The sequence below is a fragment of the Shewanella mangrovi genome (assembly GCF_000753795.1).
GTDB classification, from domain to species: Bacteria; Pseudomonadota; Gammaproteobacteria; order Enterobacterales; family Shewanellaceae; genus Shewanella; species Shewanella mangrovi.
On record NZ_JPEO01000002.1, the window covers coordinates 1 to 17919 of the forward strand.

General features: G+C 44.4%; 13 protein-coding genes. 6 read left to right on the forward strand and 7 right to left on the reverse strand.

Annotated elements, in window-relative coordinates:
• Window positions 1-230: 230 nt before the first annotated feature.
• Window positions 231-1745: a Na+/H+ antiporter NhaC family protein gene (locus HR45_RS02520; protein ID WP_037439481.1), complete on the forward strand. Its 1515-nt coding sequence runs from the start codon at window positions 231-233 to the stop codon at window positions 1743-1745.
• Between the two features lie 68 nt (window positions 1746-1813).
• On the opposite strand, the gene lacZ is transcribed toward HR45_RS02520, so the two are convergent.
• The 3 genes from lacZ to HR45_RS02535 all read right to left on the reverse strand — a co-directional run bounded on the left by lacZ (window position 1814) and on the right by HR45_RS02535 (window position 7175).
• Window positions 1814-4960, reverse strand: coding sequence for a beta-galactosidase, LacZ type (gene lacZ / locus HR45_RS02525; protein WP_052074437.1), 3147 nt, complete (start codon window positions 4958-4960; stop codon window positions 1814-1816).
• Window positions 4961-5019: 59 nt separating this feature from the next.
• Complete coding sequence (locus tag HR45_RS18965; RefSeq protein WP_052074438.1) at window positions 5020-6234, reverse strand: glycoside hydrolase family 5 protein; 1215 nt, start codon at window positions 6232-6234, stop codon at window positions 5020-5022.
• A 383-nt stretch (window positions 6235-6617) separates the two neighbouring features.
• Window positions 6618-7175, reverse strand: a complete 558-nt coding sequence (locus HR45_RS02535) for a hypothetical protein (RefSeq protein WP_156103991.1) — start codon at window positions 7173-7175, stop codon at window positions 6618-6620.
• Window positions 7176-8883: 1708 nt separating this feature from the next.
• Here HR45_RS02535 and HR45_RS02545 point away from each other — a divergent pair.
• Complete coding sequence (locus HR45_RS02545) at window positions 8884-10149, forward strand: tyrosine-type recombinase/integrase (protein WP_037439484.1); 1266 nt, start codon at window positions 8884-8886, stop codon at window positions 10147-10149.
• Between the two features lie 68 nt (window positions 10150-10217).
• On the opposite strand, the gene HR45_RS02550 is transcribed toward HR45_RS02545, so the two are convergent.
• Both HR45_RS02550 and HR45_RS02555 read right to left on the reverse strand, forming a co-directional pair.
• Window positions 10218-11057, reverse strand: a complete 840-nt coding sequence (locus tag HR45_RS02550) for a hypothetical protein (protein WP_037439486.1) — start codon at window positions 11055-11057, stop codon at window positions 10218-10220.
• A gap of 61 nt (window positions 11058-11118) precedes the next feature.
• Window positions 11119-12315 carry a pyridoxal phosphate-dependent aminotransferase gene (locus tag HR45_RS02555; RefSeq protein ID WP_037439488.1) on the reverse strand — a complete coding sequence of 399 codons (1197 nt, stop codon included), beginning with the start codon at window positions 12313-12315 and terminating at the stop codon, window positions 11119-11121.
• Between the two features lie 277 nt (window positions 12316-12592).
• Here HR45_RS02555 and HR45_RS19355 point away from each other — a divergent pair, with 277 nt between their 5' ends.
• From HR45_RS19355 to ttcA, 4 genes are all read left to right on the forward strand, one after another.
• Entirely contained in the window at window positions 12593-12766 is a 174-nt protein-coding gene (locus tag HR45_RS19355) for a hypothetical protein (protein ID WP_156103992.1), read from the forward strand.
• Between the two features lie 216 nt (window positions 12767-12982).
• Window positions 12983-13732 (forward strand): electron transport transcriptional regulator EtrA, encoded by a 750-nt coding sequence (etrA, locus tag HR45_RS02560; protein ID WP_037439491.1) that lies wholly within the window; start codon window positions 12983-12985, stop codon window positions 13730-13732.
• Window positions 13733-13832: 100 nt separating this feature from the next.
• Window positions 13833-14759: a universal stress protein UspE gene (gene uspE / locus HR45_RS02565; RefSeq protein ID WP_037439492.1), complete on the forward strand. Its 927-nt coding sequence runs from the start codon at window positions 13833-13835 to the stop codon at window positions 14757-14759.
• A 77-nt stretch (window positions 14760-14836) separates the two neighbouring features.
• Window positions 14837-15778 carry a tRNA 2-thiocytidine(32) synthetase TtcA gene (gene ttcA / locus HR45_RS02570; protein WP_037439494.1) on the forward strand — a complete coding sequence of 314 codons (942 nt, stop codon included), beginning with the start codon at window positions 14837-14839 and terminating at the stop codon, window positions 15776-15778.
• Between the two features lie 93 nt (window positions 15779-15871).
• Here the strand turns inward: ttcA and bamC are convergent, their stop codons facing one another.
• The gene (bamC, locus tag HR45_RS02575; RefSeq protein WP_037439497.1) at window positions 15872-16984 is read right to left on the reverse strand and encodes an NlpB/DapX family lipoprotein; all 1113 of its coding nucleotides are present in this window, start codon (window positions 16982-16984) and stop codon (window positions 15872-15874) included.
• Window positions 16985-16988: 4 nt separating this feature from the next.
• Window positions 16989-17873, reverse strand: coding sequence for a 4-hydroxy-tetrahydrodipicolinate synthase (gene dapA, locus HR45_RS02580; protein ID WP_037439499.1), 885 nt, complete (start codon window positions 17871-17873; stop codon window positions 16989-16991).
• Window positions 17874-17919 lie beyond the last annotated feature (46 nt).

Here is a 17919-nt window from a genome sequence, read left to right on the forward strand (position 1 = left end):
AGGGTTCAAATCCCTGCTCCTCCGCCATATTCAAAACAAAAGGCTCGCATTATGCGGGCCTTTTGTTTGTCCAGCGTTCGACTTCCCAATCCCCGCGTGCTCGAGACAAATTACATATTCTGCAACGACAATTAAGCGATCTGTTTTTCATCCGATGCAGGGTTTTGCTTCGCTGACATAGTTTGTTATAACCCTGTTACATTAAAAGAAAAATAAAAACAGAGGTTGTAGTGTTTCAGCAGGACGCATGGTCGTTAATGCCTATTTTGGTTACCTTATTGGTATCGCTTTGGACCCGTAAAGTGGTGCTAGGTCTGTTTTCTGGTGTTGTTGTTGGCGTATTGATGCTGCAGCAATCAATTAATCCGTTATCCGTTTTCGGTCAAATGGTGCAGCACTATTTGGTGCCACAAGTTACCGATAGCTATAACGCTGGCGTACTCGTGTTGTTGGTATTCATCGGCGGTTTTGTGGCGCTGATGGAACAATCAGGTGGCGGCCACGCATTTGCAGAACGCGTTACCTCGTGGGTTAAGTCCAAATGGCAAGTACAAATTGCGGCATGGTTTGGCGGCATCGTCATCTTCTTTTCCGATCTAGGGACACCACTGATCATTGGTCCGGTATTTCGGCCGCTGTTCGACAAGCTCAACGTCTCACGACAAAAGCTCGCGTTTATTGTTGATTCAACCGCATCTCCCGTGGCGATTTTAGTGCCATTTATCGGTTGGGGCGTTTATATCATGGGGCTTATTCGCAAAGAGCTGGTCGTGGCAGCGCCTGATATCAGTGAGTGGGATGCGTTTGTTGGCGCAATTCCGTTTCAGTTTTACGCAATATTAGCGGTTGTTATTGTGCCAGTGTTGGCAATGCACAAGATGGACTTCGGGCCAATGGCGCGTGCGGAAAGGGCGGTCAACGAAGGGCTGACACACGGTTATACCGATGTCAGCGTAAAAAGTTTCTCTCATCCTAACGCTAAAGCGGCGTTTGTCTGGGCGCCACTATTGGTTATGGTCAGCGTCATCTTGGTGATGTTAGTTCCGCTAGGTTTTCCTTTTAAACAGATTTCCGGTGCGGTATTCAGAGCGGCATTATCTAGTGGCTATTTCTTTGCTGCCACGACCTTGATCCTTCTAATGGCCGCCAGCCGTGTGCGGAAAATCGGTGAGGGCATTAGTCTCTATCTGCAAGGGATGAACAATATGATGCAGATAGCGATTGTGTTGGTCTTAGCTTGGACATTGAGTGCGCTAGGTAAAGAGTTAGGTACTGCCGCTTATATTGCCCGCATTGCTCAGGCCGGCTTTCCGTCTTGGTTGTTGCCTGCGGCAACCTTCGTTATTGCGGCGGTTATTTCGTTCGCCACCGGTTCGTCTTGGGGCACTTTCGCTATCATGATGCCGTTGGTTTTGCCAACGGCAATCGCCATAGATTCGCCGATGCTGGTCTGTATTGGTGCGGTGTTATCTGGCGGACTGTTTGGCGATCACTGTTCACCGATTTCGGAAACTACAGTATTTGCCTCCACTGGCTCCGGCTGTGATCAGTTTGAACACTTTCGAACCCAACTGCCTTATGCGCTAACCAATGGTGCCTTAGCGCTAACTAGTTTTGTGGTTAGTGGACTTTATCCGTCTCACTATGTGGTATTTGCTGCCTTGGCTATACAGATACTCTTGCTTTGGATCCACTCATTGTTAGGCAAATCCGTTAAACAGTCGCTCGCGAGTAATGATGGCTAACGTTGTTCGTGATCCGATAAAAGAAAAGGCGCCGTAAGTATTGCTGGCGCCTTTTTACTAACGAGTGATCATTGGTGGCGTAATACAGGCCTAATGGTAAAGCTGAATTGATAGTGTTTCGGCGGCAACAGATATTGAGGATGCGCTTTGGCGCCCCAGCTATCATCGCCACCCACACCACTTTGGCGGTAATCAATATTTACCTGCGTTAGATGACGTTCGGGAATATCGATGCTGTGTCGTTGCGCTTTGCTCATACCGGCATCGAAGTCACTATTGAGTTGATGACGTGCGCTAAAATCGAACGTTGCAACGTCGCCATAACCTTTTACGGCCGTAACGCGCACGCCGAGCCCCTCAGCATTATAAAATTCACTCCAACGCACATCACTGCGATTACCATTTTCCTGCGGACGGATATAGGCAAAACCTAGGTCTTTAACTGTGCTGTTATAGATTCCGATAAAGGCGGCAGATTTGCGATCTTGGTAGTTTTCAAAGGGGCCACGGCCATAATAATTAACCCGATTGAGTGAATAGGGCAGTTGCAGTTGCATACCAATGCGCGGTAACTCGCTAAGCGAATCATCACTGTTGAAAGGCAAATCAACTTTGACCAATACCTCGGCAGCACTGTTGATCTGATAGGTTACTGTCGCGATGGCGTTAACCGATTCAAGCGCTATTTGCTGTTGCAGTGTGATGAAATTCGCTTGCTGCTCAATCAGTTTTATCCCGAGGCCTTGTTGTCGCTCGGTTGCCAGTTTCCAAGCTTGTGCGCGTTGTTGAAAACGGCTGCCAAAGTCGTTGTCAGTGGGCGCGCGCCAAAAGTTAAGTTTAAGCGGTTGCAATAGTAGTTGGCTATCAGCTAGTTGTAACTCGGCTAAATAGCCTTCTGCATTAAAACGCAGTGTGGCGCTATCCGTACTTAATTTTGAACCTTCAGGTGTTTGCTTAAAGGTCAGTGGCGCCGCCTTTTCGACAACATGCTCGGCATTAACAGCGTGTTCTAGCGGAATTTGTGCTGTTGCCAGCACGGTTCCTTTCGGTACAAGTTCATCGCCGAATTTTGCTTTAGCATAAAACTCGATAAAACGTTCATGGCCGTTAGCAGGCATTGACGCCAATGCTGGTACATTAAATTCCACGGTTTGCTGCGGTGCAGCGTGTAACTGCAAAGTGCCTTTATTGACCTGCTTACCATTGTCGATGACGCGCCATTCAAATTGGTAGCGACTCAGATCGGTAAAAAAGTTTTCGTTAAACAAAGTGAATTGGTTACCAGAGATATGAGCAAAGTGCAGATCCTGATACACCTTTTTCACTTCAAAGAGTGCCGGATGCGGCGTACGGTCTGGATTTACTAAACCATTGAGACAGAAGTTATCGTCGTTACGTACGCCTTTGGGTTCAAAGTCACCACCATAGCCCCAAAATGTTTTGCCATTTTGCTGCTTGACTAACCCTTGGTCGACCCAATCCCAAATAAAACCTCCTTGAAACTGCGGCTCTCGGCGCACCATTTGCCAATCCTCAACGAGATTGCCGCTACTGTTGCCCATGGCGTGCGCGTATTCAATCCAAATGAAAGGTCTCGGTGGTTTGCTGTCCAGATAAGTTTGTATGGACGGCAAACTGGCGTACATCCAACTGTAGATATCGGTATGCCATTGATGAAAGTCTGTGGCATGACGTTCTGCGCGTTCATATTGTACTAAGCGTGAATCATCGCGCTGCTTAGCCCATTGATAACCTTTGATAAATGCGGGGCCGTCGCCAGCTTCATTGCCGAGAGACCAAAAGATAATTGAGGGATGGTTCTTATCGCGCTCCACCATGCGTTGAATACGATCTAGGTGCATTGCCTCAAATTCAGGTTTATTCGCCAGGGTTTTATCCGAGTCGTAACCAAAGCCATGAGATTCTATGTTGGCCTCATCAATCACGTAGATGCCGTACTTATCGGCCAATTGATATAGATAAGGGTCATTGGGATAATGCGAGGTACGTACAGCATTAATATTGTTTTGTTTAAACATTTTAATGTCGCGCAACATCGACTCATGGCTTACCACATGTGCTTCAAATTGATCATGTTCGTGACGATTTACGCCTTTAAATAATACCGGCTGACCATTGACCAGCACCTGACCGTTTTTAAGCTCTACCTGACGGAAGCCTATCTTACTGCCTACAAATTGCGGGGCGGCATCAGCTTGTTTGATACTCAATACCAAAGAGTAGAGGTGTGGTGTCTCGGCCGACCAGGCCGCGACCTTGTCTATCTTGGTGTTAATTTTTAATTCAGCGGAACTATTAGATGCGACATTAGTGTTTAGTGTCACTTGTTTAACAAGCTGTTGTTTTTCATCAAGCAGTTGTGCCAAAACTGTCACATTCTGTTGCGCTTGATTACTGCTGTTAGCAAGGTTCACATCCAGCGACAGTACGCCATTCTGATAGTTATCGCTTAGCGATGTTTTGGCAAAATAATCACGAATATGTAAGGCATTTTGTTGATACAAATAGACATCGCGCTCGATACCGCTAACGCGCCAAAAGTCCTGATCTTCGAGGTAATTCCCATCGGCAAAGCGTAGTACTTTTAGCGCCAGAGTATTCTGTCCGCGCTTTAGCAGTTTGGTTACATCAAATTCGGCTGGCGTTTTACTGCCTTCGCTATATCCAACAAACTCACCGTTAAGCCAGCAAAAGAAAGCAGATTTAACCGCACCAAAATGCAGTATTTGGCGCATGTTAGGTGGTAATTTCTCAACACTAAATTGATGAACATAGGCACCAGTGGGGTTGTGCGTTGCGGGGACTTTCGGCGGGTCGACTATAAACGCATAACCGTTGTTGACGTAATTTGGATAATCTTCACCATGCATCTGCCAATCAGCAGGTACAGGCATAGTTCGCCACTGGCTAATCTTGTTGTCACTTTGCCAGAAACGTGCTGGTACTGCGGCTGGATTTGGATATAACTTAAACTGCCAATTACCATTAAGTAATTGATAATATGGCGAACTTACGTGGTCATCGACCAACACCTTCGCTAACGAATCATAAGGTATAAACGTCGCCTTAGGTGTTAGGGTGTTGATATGGAAAACGCTGAGATCTTCGTACGGAGGCATTGCAGATTGCTGAGGTTCAGCAAGGCAGGCACAACTGATACTTAGCGCTGCCAATATGGAGAAGAATTTAAACATCTGAAATCATTCCATCTCAAAAAAATGCCTCGGCAATAATGCCGAGACTGGATAACTGATCATTTGGAAAAATCAGGTGTACAGCTTGGGCTGTTCAGTTTTTTCATCAAAGTAGGTGAAGCCCAAGTTTTCCAATCCGGCTTTAACAAACCATAGGTTTCAACTTCGCCTTCTTTGCGGCTATAGCCCATCATTTGCGTAGCGTTCAAAGGCCAGTAAGCCCAACTTGCAGGAGCGTCGCCCGTTAAATTGCATAGATAATCTGCAAATGCGGTGACAAATTGATAGCGGTCTTCGCTGCAGCGTTCACCATTTTTACCTGTTTGAGTGCAACCACCCCATTCACTCAAATAGAGTGGGGCGGTGTAAGGTTTATTTGGCTCTAACACAAACCCCCAGCGCTCAAAGGCATTTTTCGCAAAGGCTTTGGCATCGGTAAGATCACCAGCAGGGTGATTCCATACATAATCGTGGGCTACGTAAACCAGTTTGTTTGGCGTTTTTAAGGTCACTGGACTGGCTTTGATATCGGCTAAATCCGTTTGCCAACGCAATCCGCCAATCATTATCAACAAATTTGGGTTTTGTTGATGGATGCTATTTGCAGCTTTGGTTGCAGCGGCTTTCCAATCAGTCGTTTCATTACCGTCGCCCCAACTCGGTGTTAAATCGAGCTGTTTATCTGGGCGCACTTCATTGCGAAGTTCTGCCGCCACTACAAACGGTCGGCTTTTATAGCGTTTAGCCATAAAGCGCCAATGGTCAAAGTAGCTTGCAGGTGTGTAATCTTTGGAGTACCACAAGCCATCACCGTGCTCAGCATCGCAACACCAGTCGCCTCGACTACGATGATTGTCGAGGATAACCATTAGGCCAGCAGCACCTAGGCTATCAATAATCTCATCGAATATCGTTAATGCCTTCTTACCTTGCAACTGTGGATTGGCCGCCAACAAACGTTGGTCAACCAGCGGATTTTTAGCCACCATTTCATTTGCCCAAGGCAAACGTACTGAATTGAAACCACCTTGTTTAATGCGTGCGATAATGTCGGCCAGCGGTTGCTTATCCAATCCACCAGGGGTTAAAGCGGCAGATTCACCACCGAACCAATTGACACTTTTCAGTATCAACTTACAGCCATTGGCATCCGCAATAAATTGCTGCTGCGTCGATAACGGATAACTGACGGCCTCGCATGAGGCGGCGCTGAAAAAAGGGCACAGTAACGTCGCGAAACCTATCCAAAGTGAATGATATAAACGCCTTAACATCTGATCTCCTTAACTTGTGTTATCAGCAATGATCGCTATCTGCAACGCTGTACTACCGTCGCTTTTTACGCACAACATCGATTAATGACCAATAATTACATAGATTTAACGCTTTGTGGGATCATTTGTATGACTATTTGTTGGAGTTCAAAAAAATACCTTTGCAACATGTGGTGGCGCCAGCAAATATGTGGTGAGGCAAAGCTAAAGTGCTGCAAACGCATGGCAATACTTTTGAATGCTTGACGGGGGCAAAGCTGCTGTTGGTGGACAAAGCTCTAGAAAAAAATTCGGCAATCCTGACGTTTTTTTACGTCCACGTTACTTCAATTGTATGGAGTTTACAGCGCTTAGAGCCCTTAATACTTGGATCCAAATGTCTCTTATATTCTCGTACCAATTAAGAAAGAACAGCCTTCGGGTAAACTACTCGTGTTAAGAGAAACTAATTCCATGTAGTCTATCTCACTTACCTTATCTGCACCTTTAAAGCGTTTTATTTCAAAGTAATAGTCCGCATATGGTGAACCTTTTCTTTGCAATTCCAAATATGGGTATTGCCTGTACTTCCAAATGCCATCTATTGATTCAATTACATTGTCGCCGCTTTTTGATAATGATTCGAGGTTGAATGAACCATTCTTATTAAGCTTCAGCGAAGTCGCTGTACCACAATTTTGTGCTTTATAATCGTTAATTAAATCTTCCTTAAAAAAAGTAATGCCGTTATCTATAATTTTAGGGAACAAAAATAACGCTATTGAGTCCTTTGTATACCAGTGGTTTCCTACAGTAAAAATTTGTTTTTGCTGAATTGAAAATCCAGCAGCGTCAGATAAGCTAGACGCGATATCGATAGATTCAGGCTTCTGTATAAACAATGAGTAGAGGAGAGTGTTTTCTGTTATATCGGTTGGAAAATCAAAATTGTTTACCTCCACGCGATATTTATCCGATTTCGCGAAGGTGTTTATTATAGTCTCTTTTTGGTTGTTATTTAGATACTTTACATAAATATATATAGTGGGCTGACTTGTGCAACCGGATAGCAGTAATGCTATAAAAATCAGTAGGTAGTTTATCTTTCTCATACGTTAGTCATGGCTGCCCGAGTTTCTTTTCGAGTCTAATCAGTGCTCCTTTGTTTAACAACCACAATATTATGTGGATCACAGCCGATAGAGCGGCGGTAGCTAAGTCTGAAATTTCTCCGTCAGCTATGGTAGCGGTCCAAATGATGGCGTAGTGCTTCATGTTGATCACAAGAAAGCCTTGTTCGAAATATCCAAAACTCCAGGAAGACATAAGCAATTTTCAGATTCTTTGTGAAGAACACAACAAGATGAAATCCAATACATCTGAGCTCGATTGGAATTCGTGGTGCTAAGCAAAATCAGTTAGCGCCACAAAATAGTCCAGGGAAAGATATTGTGAAGCACGGGCACGTGTCGATGTGTACCGAGACTTAGCAACTGATGAACAAAGTATCAGGGACTCCTATAAGCCATGTTTATTTGTCATCAACACTCAGACACAAAATTCTCATGCATTTCAGAGTAGAGCATCTAAATCAGAATAGTGAGAACATTCTGATTCTCAGTGAGAATTATCAAACAGAGAATCAATTAGGATGCTACACATACATTTAATTTAACATAATATACATTGTGCGCATTTAGATGTGACGCTGTGTGGCTGCTTGGGGTTTGGGCTGTGTGATGCTAAGTAGTTGATAGTAAAAATCTCTATATAGAGATAATCAGCTTAACGTACACATTATTTTAGCGACTTACTACTACAACAGATATCAGTGAGTTGCTATTCAGTACTTGTGTAGCTACTGCTGATTGAGTTTGTTTGTGTATGGTTGATGATTGCAGCTTCTATCAACCTCAATATTTTTCTGAGCCCAATTTGTTTTGTGTTTAAGCGTCTAGCCGCTTTGTGCCTAGTGAATCACTATAAATGTCAGCTCAAGACACTTGAGTTATGGCGACGTACGACGCTTGGATTCAATCAATGGTCTTCAAGCCATGAATCGTCATAACCTAGAGTCTTGCACATTTGTTTGTATCGATTAGCCAACAACTGTCGCTTCGAGATTAAAATCTGCCGTACCTAGTATTGTCGAATTCAATTTCATGCAATGTAAAGCGCGTGCGTGACCGATGGTTTGTTAGCTTGAGCGCTTTAACGCCCGTTAGTGCTTAATTGAACTAAAAGTGCTATTGCGCAGCAATCTATCAGACGGAATGCCGCGATCTAACTTCGCGAGAACGATATATCAAAATCGGTTCCTAGTTCGAATTAGTCGGTGATTAGCTCAAAGAATTAACTAAATGATGCTGATGCCTCCTGAGCGATCATTCGCTGTAATATTGATCGCCAAGTATGACCATAGGCGACGTTAAACAAGGTTCGCGACAGCTCAAATTGTTCTTGAGAATATCGCAGAAGTTAGTTGGACATTCAGCCTAGTGCTGATATCTAAAAAAAACAATGTGTTAGATGTTTTTGTGACCATCATTTAATGGCGTAAAAACCGACATTTCGCCAACAAAACCCCTTCTACAATCTTTTGCCGATAATCGAGGTTATCAGCAAAAATGTGTTATGCTGTAGCGCACTAATAATGTTTAATATTTCTCTATGACTTTGCTATTGCAACCGCTTTTTGCTGGTGACCACAATACCGATATAGAACTAGCGTTGACGGAATATCATCAGAATGACAATGTGTTTAAGGTGATAGATTCCAGCTTGTTAGAATACCAAGAAGCCTGTCGTTTTTTACGTGGTGTACAAAGTCGCCCCAATACATTTCGCAGCTATCGGCGTGATATTGAGAAGTTGCTGCTATGGTCGTGGATGATAAAACAAGTGTCCGTTACCACGCTTAGGCCAAGTGATCTTCTGGATATGGTGCGCTTTTATAGTCATCCGCCTAAAGATTGGTGCAGCGCCTATCAAGTTAAACGCTTTACTAATGATGAAGCATTCAATCCACAATGGCGCCCCTGTGTAGCTAACCGCCCTGCTCCAACACAAAGCTCGATTAAGGCAATGCTGGCATCCGTCAGTGCGTTTTATCAGTTTTTGGTGGATGACGCTGAAATTGCCATGGGTAATCCGGCCTTATCAGCACGTAAACGCAGTATCGCTAGTGCGGCGCCTACGCAAGAGATCACCACTAAGCTATTTACCGCAACTCAGGTGCAATATCTCACTTTAGCCTCGCGAAAAATGGCGCAGACAAATCCGAGTAAATGGGCCAAGGCGCGTTTTGCCGTCGCCCTACTATTCCATCGCTATTTAAGAATTTCTGAGATATCTCGCCACACGGTACGAGGCTGGCAGACTTACACTCCGACAATGGGTTGTTTTCAACGTGTTGCCGGCGACTGGTTTTTCTATATTCCTGCTGGCACCAGCAAAAACAACAAAAGTGATTTAGTTACCGTGCCACCTGAATTACTTGAAGAACTAAAGCTGTACCGTCGGCAGATAGCAGCCCAAACCGGACTTGAATTACCCGATTTGCCGGCGCCAGAGGAATCTATTCCGCTGCTGCCGAAGATTCTGGTAAGTGGCCAGATCCGTGATGGCTTATCGGTTCGAGCTGTGCGTTATTTAATGCAGGACGTTTTCGAGTTTGCTGCAGAATTACTCCTTAAGGACGCTGAGGAATCACCCGATAAAGAGGAACTGATTGCTGAAGCTCACGGTATGAAAGCTGCGACAGTTCATTGGTTACGCCACAGCGGCATTTCCACTGATTTGGCTGAAGGCCGAAATACGGTACATGTACGCGATGATGCACGCCATGTGGATCTATCGACCACCAATATCTATACCCATACTGATTTACATGACCGTGCCGCATCGGCGAAACAGAAACAGCGAATGGATAAATAAACGTTAGTAAGGGAAAATAGCCAATGAAATTCAATCACTCGTGAAAAATACAAGACAGGAAACGGTACTTAATCATCGTTTCTTAGTTTATTGAAATCTATTAATTTATATGAAATGTCACTCTTGCAAAGGGAATCCCAAGCTTTATACCATATTTTTTTGTCATGCTCATTCATAAACCGCTTTGGTGGTTGTTCCACAGCCGCTAACTTCTTTGCTTCTATATCAGTATGAGTTGTTTCCACTCTGTCTAAAATTCGAATCACGCTTTCTATGGAAGAGGTTTTTATAAGAATTGGTTGAATTTCTTCATTTACAAACGCCGTAAATTCACCAATTTTACCAACAGGATAAACACATATTAAATCATTTTTTGCGCCATATCTTACATTGACGGGGCGATACAGACGCTTTTTGACATTGTTTTTTATGAGGTTATCGGTCAAATTTGTGGTTAAATAACCAACAGAAATGGGTGTTGCTAATATTAATACTAATGGGATAAGTAGTTTACTGTTTTTGAAATTGTTATATTCCTTTATTACTAAGGATTTCATTAGAAAAATAAGTTTTTCGCCTTCCTGTGTTCTTTGCTTAGTTAAGTTTAAAATATCTTCTTTATTGCCTTCAATCTTTGAAATAAAAGTTATAAACATTTTATTTGCACTATAGCCTATCATTAATACTGTTGCGGTAAATATGAAAAATATTAAGGCGGAGTCTAAGTTTTGCAGGAGAAAAAGATATCCCGTTTGAAAATCGGCATATTTAAAGTAATCTATTCCAAATCTTCCATAATATATTGATGCGCATAGATTTCCCAAGCAAAAAGATACAGATGACAATATAACTATCGCTACCGGATAATAGGTTAAATATTTTAAGTATTCTTTACTGTCAGTATTCATCTTTTTTCCATTAATGATGGGTAATCAAACAAAAAAATTGCTAATTTTCCAAATATTGAAATTATCGAAACAGTGTCGCGTGTAACTTGGCAAGCCGTTCCACCGCCTGCTGCAAATTATCTAAGGAATTCGAGGTCGAGAAACGAACAAACCGGTCGGTGTCGGCACTACCAAAATCACGTCCAGGTGTAATTGCTACATGGCTGCGCTGCATAATTTCAAAGGCAAATTCCCAGCTTGAAGGTAACTCCATTGCTTCACTCCAGCTACTGCAATCTGCCCAAGCATAGAAAGCGCCATCTGGCATAACCGGCACCGTTAATCCCAATTCGTTGAATGCAGGAATGACCCAGTCGCGTCGACGTCGATATTCAGCGCGGCGCTGTTCATATTCCGCTAAGCTGTCGGGCGCAAAGCAAGCAATACCTGCATGCTGAGAAATCGTACTCGGACAGATGAAAAAGTTTTGCGCCAGCTTTTCTACTGTCGCGACCAAGCGTTCCGGTACCACCATCCAGCCAAGACGCCAACCTGTCATTGAGAAATACTTCGAAAAACTATTGATGCTGATGATGTCGTCATCCAACGCTAATGCCGATTGTGCGTAGGCTTCATCGTAACTGAGCCCCAAATACAGTTCGTCGACGATGGTAAAGCCTTGCTTGCTTTTCACGTATTGATGAATGGCGTTCAGTTCACTGGCGCTAATGGACGTGCCAGTAGGATTTGATGGAGAAGCAATCAATACGCCTTTGGTGCGAGGCTGCCAATGGTCGGCGACTTTTTGCTTGGACAGTTGAAACCGCTCGGCAGCGGTCGTCGGAATCAACGCCGCCGTCCCGCCCACGCTGGTAACAAAATGGCGATTACACGGGTAACAAGGATCCGGCATCATCACTTCATCGCCGGGTTCAACCAGCGCCATACATATCAGCTGTAACGCGGCAGATGCGCCTGCAGTCACGACGATTCGCTCTACCGGAATTGTTAAGCCAAACCGTGTTTCATACCATTGACTGATCTGTTCTCTTAGCTCAGTTAAGCCAAGCGCAGGCGTATATTGCGTTAAACCCTGTGATATTGCGTTAATTGCCGCCGTTTGCACCAATGGTGGTGCTGTAAAGTCCGGTTCACCTAAGGTGAGATGTATCATCGACGGATCGTTTGGCGTTAATGAACGTTCAATTTCTGCCGCACGTTTAGCGACTTCCATGACATAGAAAGGTTCGATTTGCTGCGTTCGTTGCGCCGGTTTCATTCAACTTCCATCTTCACTGCGTTAGTTGAAGTCATGGTACAACGGACTGTCACTAAGCGTAAGGTTGATACAATGTTATTTATCATACGGTAAAGCATCTGTAATCGTATGCTACAAACTAAGCATTTACTGCAATTGGTTCATCGTATTGTCCGCTTTATATGGATTGCGTTCGCTGACGATTAGTAGCTTTTTGTCACTGGTATTGTGTTCCGGCGCGCAGTAGTATTCGATTGAACTAAAAGTTGGTGTGGTGTAATAAAGGGCGATTTTGCTGATGAGCATGATGTACGTGCTATTGCCGCTGGCAATGTTAGGGATTTTATTAGCGCTTGGCGCCCTATTTTGGCTGTCGCGCGTTAAGGTGGGTAGCAAAAGTAGCACCACGCCGAAGGCAGCAGAATCATTGAAAAAGACGACTGAAGCGACAGCGTCAGACCACCAAGATTAGTCAATTGTTATCCCGGCTTTTTCGCCGTGCAAACAATCTTTCAGCTTCTTCCCTTGCTTATTTAGCAAATTCAACAACAAGTTTCTGACAGAAAATCAAGTGCGATGATACGTTTTGCGGCAACCGACATGTTTTTTTGATCTGGCTCAAGTCTTGGGTAGCGGAGCTGCTGAAACGACGTTAAGATGGCATGAGTAGTTTTAATCAGGAAAAACTATGGCTATCGAAACCAGCAAGCTCCGCCGTCCAGCAACTACAGGTTGTGCAATCCATTGCCACGATTGCAGTATGGGCACCTTATGTATTCCCTTCACGCTAAATAATAACGAGCTAGATCAGCTAGATAATATTATTGAACGAAAAAAACCGATTCAAAAAGGTGAACAACTTTTTAAGTCGGGGGATGCGTTAAAATCGCTGTTTGCCATACGTTCAGGCACGATTAAAAGCTACACCATTACCGAACAAGGCGATGAGCAGATCACTGGTTTTCATTTGGCCGGTGATGTGATTGGCTTTGATGGTATCCATTCATTAAAACACCAGAGTTTTGCGCAAGCGCTCGAAACGTCAATGGTGTGCGAAATCCCCTATAACACGCTCGATGAACTATCAGGTTCAATGCCAAAATTGCGTCAGCAAATCATGCGTATGATGAGCAGCGAAATCATGACCGACCAAGGCATGATCCTGTTGCTGAGTAAAAAGAATGCTGAAGAGCGTCTGGCCGCATTTATTAATAATCTGGCTACCCGCTATGGCGAACGCGGTTTCTCCTCGAAAGAGTTTCGCTTAAGCATGACTCGCGGTGATATCGGCAATTATCTTGGACTTACGGTAGAGACCATTAGTCGTTTACTTGGACGTTTCCAAAAAATGGATCTGATTGAGGTCAAAGGTAAGTACATCACTGTGCTGGATAACGAGGCGCTGCAGACTCTTGCGGGCTCACAGGTTAAAGATTGATTTTTAGCTGAATTTTTTTAGATTTATTTGATCTTTGACGAGACAAATTAGTCCATATGGCACATGATATAAGTACGTCATCCAGCAAACGGAGAACGTCATTATGGACTATAAAAAGATTTTAGTGGTTGTCGATCCTACCTCTGATGTCCAGCCTGCACTGGCACGAGCCGCTGAACTTGCTCACCGCAGTCAGGCATCTATCACCGCCTTCCTGTCTATATTCGATCTCTCCTATGAGATGACATCTATTTTGTCGTCTCAAGAGCGAGAGGCAATGCGTTTAGGTGTTATTAATCAGCGTCAGGCTTGGTTAGCCGATTTGCTTAAGCCCTACCTCGATAAGGGGCTGCCAATCGAACACCAAGTGTTGTGGCATAACCGCCCTTACGAAAGCATTATCAAGTTTACCCAGGAAGGTGGCTTCGACCTTATCGTCAAAAGTACCCATCAGCACGATAAGTTGAAAGCCGTTATTTTTACACCTACAGATTGGCATTTACTGCGTAAATCACCGGTACCGGTACTGTTAGTGAAAGAGAAAGAGTGGCCTGTACAAGGTAATATGCTCTGTGCCGTGAACGTCGCCTGTGAAGATGAGGCGCACCTTACGCTCAATAGCAAGATTATCGAGCATGCGAATGCCCTCGCCCAACGCTTTGACGCCAAAGTGCATCTGGTCAACGGCTATCCAGGTACTCCAGTAAATCTTGCAATTGAACTGCCTGATTTCGATGCGCGTTCCTACAATGAAGCAATTCAGTCGCAACATGTACATCGAGTAAACGAACTGGCGAGTCAGTATCAAATCGAAAGCCAACACTGTCACGTACAGCAAGGCTTGCCTGAAGATGTTATTCCCGAAGTCGCCGAGCAGCTCAACGCCGAATTAGTGGTGTTAGGCACGGTTGGACGCACCGGACTTTCTGCTGCTTTGATTGGTAATACTGCTGAACATGTTATCGATTCGATAAATTGCGATCTGTTGGCGATAAAACCGGACGGTTATAAGTCACCTATCGGCTAACGGTCTTTACCCAAGCTATATTAGCTGGAATAATACGCGCCCTGAACTTATAGGTTATTTCACAGGGCGCTATTTTTATGTCTGACGTTAGTGAACTGGACAGAAAGCAAGTTACCAGACTCAATAAATTGCAAAAGCGGCTGCGCCGCGAAGTTGGCAGTGCAATCGCGGATTACAACATGATTGAAGCTGGCGATCGGGTCATGGTATGTCTGTCTGGTGGTAAAGACAGCTACACTATGCTGGATATATTGGTGAATCTGCAACAACGCGCGCCAGTGGACTTTGAGATCGTTGCGGTCAACCTTGACCAGAAGCAGCCAGGATTTCCTGAAGATATTCTGCCTGCTTATCTCGATAGCCTGAATGTGCCTTATCATATTTTGGAGAAAGACACTTACTCCATCGTGAAGGATAAAATTCCAGAAGGTAAAACGACTTGCTCGCTTTGTTCGCGACTACGTCGCGGTACCTTGTACGGATTTGCTCATCGTATTGGCGCCACCAAAATTGCGCTGGGCCATCATCGTGATGACATCATTGAAACACTGTTCTTAAATATGTTTTACGGTGGCAAGATGAAAGCCATGCCGCCTAAGCTATTGTCTGATGACGGCGCTAACGTGGTCATTCGTCCGCTGGCTTATTGTCGTGAAAAAGATATCGAAGAATACGCAACGTTAAAGGATTTCCCCATTATTCCGTGCAACCTGTGCGGTTCTCAGGAAAACTTAAAACGTGCCGAAGTAAAAGCATTGCTTAAAAGCTGGGATAAGCAGTTCCCAGGTCGTATTGAAACCATCTTTACCGCGATGCAAAATACCGCGCCGTCTCAAGGTGTTGACCGCAATGCATTTGACTTTGTTTCCTTGAAGCAAGATCCGAATGCCACCATGTCGGGTGATGTAGCGGAAGCCGATTTACCCGCGTTTGATTTTATGGATGTGAGTAATAGTGGTCATATCGATCTCGATTCAGCAGCAAAACGCATCGAGGTGGTGGAAGTCTTTCAGCCCTAGTCTGTATCTACCAGCCTGAGGCCGCCACTCAACGAATTAAGATAATAAAAAGCCGCACCATTATGTGCGGCTTTTTAATTGGTTCACTCAGACTTATTTCACTTGGCGATCTTGTGTTACCGCTGAGGAAATCGTGTCATATACAGTTTTCAGCGCTTCTGCATCAATCTTCTGATCTTCAGCATTGTGGAATCGCAGTTCTGTCTTGCTGGTATCGTCAGCTGCGGCTTTAAGGATCAGACGGTAGTTACCATCTTTAATATCCATTTTCTTGCCACCGAAGAATGAATCCCAGAAACCAGTATCATCTTTGAATGACAGATAATACAGGCCTTTAGAAGAATCCATATCGACCACTTCTAAACCTACGTCAGGCAACGCAAGCGCCAAACGATCCCAGGTGCGTTTCAGCGGTGCATCAGCAATCCAATAACCTTCGCCATCTTCGCTGGTTGCTGCGACATAGCTCATTGGAATACCTTTGCTTTCGGCCACTTTGGTCGCTCTGATAATGTTTTCACGCTCAACACTCATAAATGAGATGGTGCGGTTTAACATTTCAGTGGCATAACGGTTTTGTTCGTCAGATTTGAGGAACAAATCTTTCTCTTCGCCGTTATAGTTTTGGTGGCTTTCCAGCACTTTGATTTTTAGGTAACCGGTGCGGCCATGTGGACGAACTTCCACATCAAACTGATAACGCTGGCGGATATCAAAGACTTGGTTTTCAGAGAACCAGTGGCTATCAATCACTTCTGAGCTATCAATCCAATCAGTCTGGATAATGCCTGTATCTTTGTCTTCAGACGCAATCTTGTAGTTGTATTTCGCTAGGAAGCCTTCAACAACAGAAATCATTTCCTGTTTAAGATTGGTTGAGCCTTTAATGCTCTCAACCACAATCTTAATGTCGTCACTGCCTTCTTCTACGTGAGTGCCATCGGCCAGAGGTAAAATCTGCAGCGGTGGACGAATGTCGAGCTGCGGACCATAAATACTCTTATCGACTTTATCGCCAACCTTAGGAATTTCATATTCCTTGCTGTAAGGCGGTGTTTTTAAACCTTCCGGAATGACCAGCTCAGCCTGTTTTTCAGCTTTTACATAGTCAAAGGTGCCGTTAGGCTGTCTTCTTTCAATTGGCGTACTGCAAGCGGTAACAGACAGAACAGCAATAACGACGCTGAGATGTTTTAGTTTTAACATTAAGTTATTGGACCTCTATTCGGGCTTTTTTCATTGCTTGAAGCAACAGACCATGAAACTCACCAGAAAGTTCAGTCAAAGGCAAACGGATTGTGCCATGGTTGATGAGTCCCATTCTGTGAACAGCCCATTTCACAGGGATAGGATTAGACTCACAGAACAAGGTGGTATATAAGTCGCGAATGTCGGCCTCAGCCGCTTGTGCTGCGGCTTTGTCGCCTGCTAACGCTGCAACGCACATCGCTTTAAATTGACGTGGCACTATGTTGTTAGCAACCGAAATAACACCATTACCACCTTGCAATAAAAATTCACAAGATGTGGCGTCATCACCGCTATAAAGTTTGAAATCAGCACCACATAACTCACGCAGTTTCGCAACACGGCTTAAATCACCAGTCGCTTCTTTTACTGCAACGATGTTACTGACGTGACTTAGTTCAGCCACGGTTTCAGGTTTCATATCAACGGCAGTGCGACCTGGCACGTTGTAAAGAATTTGAGGAATATCAGTTGCTGCTGCAATCGCTTTATAGTGAGCGATTAAACCCTTTTGCGTAGGTTTATTGTAATAAGGTGTAACACCGAGCATTCCGACAACATCCAGTCGATTTAATGCTTGCGTGAGCTCAATAGCTTCGTCTGTTGCATTGGCACCATTACCACCGATGACAGGAATGCGGCCAGCTGCAAAGCGCAGTGTTTCAGTGACAACATTGATGTGTTCTTTCATCGGTAGCGTCGCAGACTCGCCAGTAGTACCTACAGATACAATGGCGTCAGTGCCTTCGGTGATATGAAATTCAACCAAACGTTCAAGACTGGCATAGTCAATTGAACCATCTGGATTCATTGGTGTTACTAAGGCAACGATGCTTCCGTCGATCATGAGAGTTCCCCAAAAATAAAGGCTTCGCTATGGTACTTAGGCTGCA

Bases quoted from the DNA above. Each gene is read 5' to 3' on its own strand.
- lacZ (WP_052074437.1), bottom strand. From the start codon at position 4,960: ATGTTTAAATTCTTCTCCATATTGGCAGCGCTAAGTATCAGTTGTGCC.
- HR45_RS18965 (WP_052074438.1), bottom strand. From the start codon at position 6,234: ATGTTAAGGCGTTTATATCATTCACTTTGGATAGGTTTCGCGACGTTA.
- HR45_RS02545 (WP_037439484.1), top strand. From the start codon at position 8,884: ATGACTTTGCTATTGCAACCGCTTTTTGCTGGTGACCACAATACCGAT.
- HR45_RS02550 (WP_037439486.1), bottom strand. From the start codon at position 11,057: ATGAATACTGACAGTAAAGAATACTTAAAATATTTAACCTATTATCCG.
- HR45_RS02555 (WP_037439488.1), bottom strand. From the start codon at position 12,315: ATGAAACCGGCGCAACGAACGCAGCAAATCGAACCTTTCTATGTCATG.
- HR45_RS19355 (WP_156103992.1), top strand. From the start codon at position 12,593: ATGAGCATGATGTACGTGCTATTGCCGCTGGCAATGTTAGGGATTTTA.
- etrA (WP_037439491.1), top strand. From the start codon at position 12,983: ATGGCTATCGAAACCAGCAAGCTCCGCCGTCCAGCAACTACAGGTTGT.
- ttcA (WP_037439494.1), top strand. From the start codon at position 14,837: ATGTCTGACGTTAGTGAACTGGACAGAAAGCAAGTTACCAGACTCAAT.
- bamC (WP_037439497.1), bottom strand. From the start codon at position 16,984: ATGTTAAAACTAAAACATCTCAGCGTCGTTATTGCTGTTCTGTCTGTT.
- dapA (WP_037439499.1), bottom strand. From the start codon at position 17,873: ATGATCGACGGAAGCATCGTTGCCTTAGTAACACCAATGAATCCAGAT.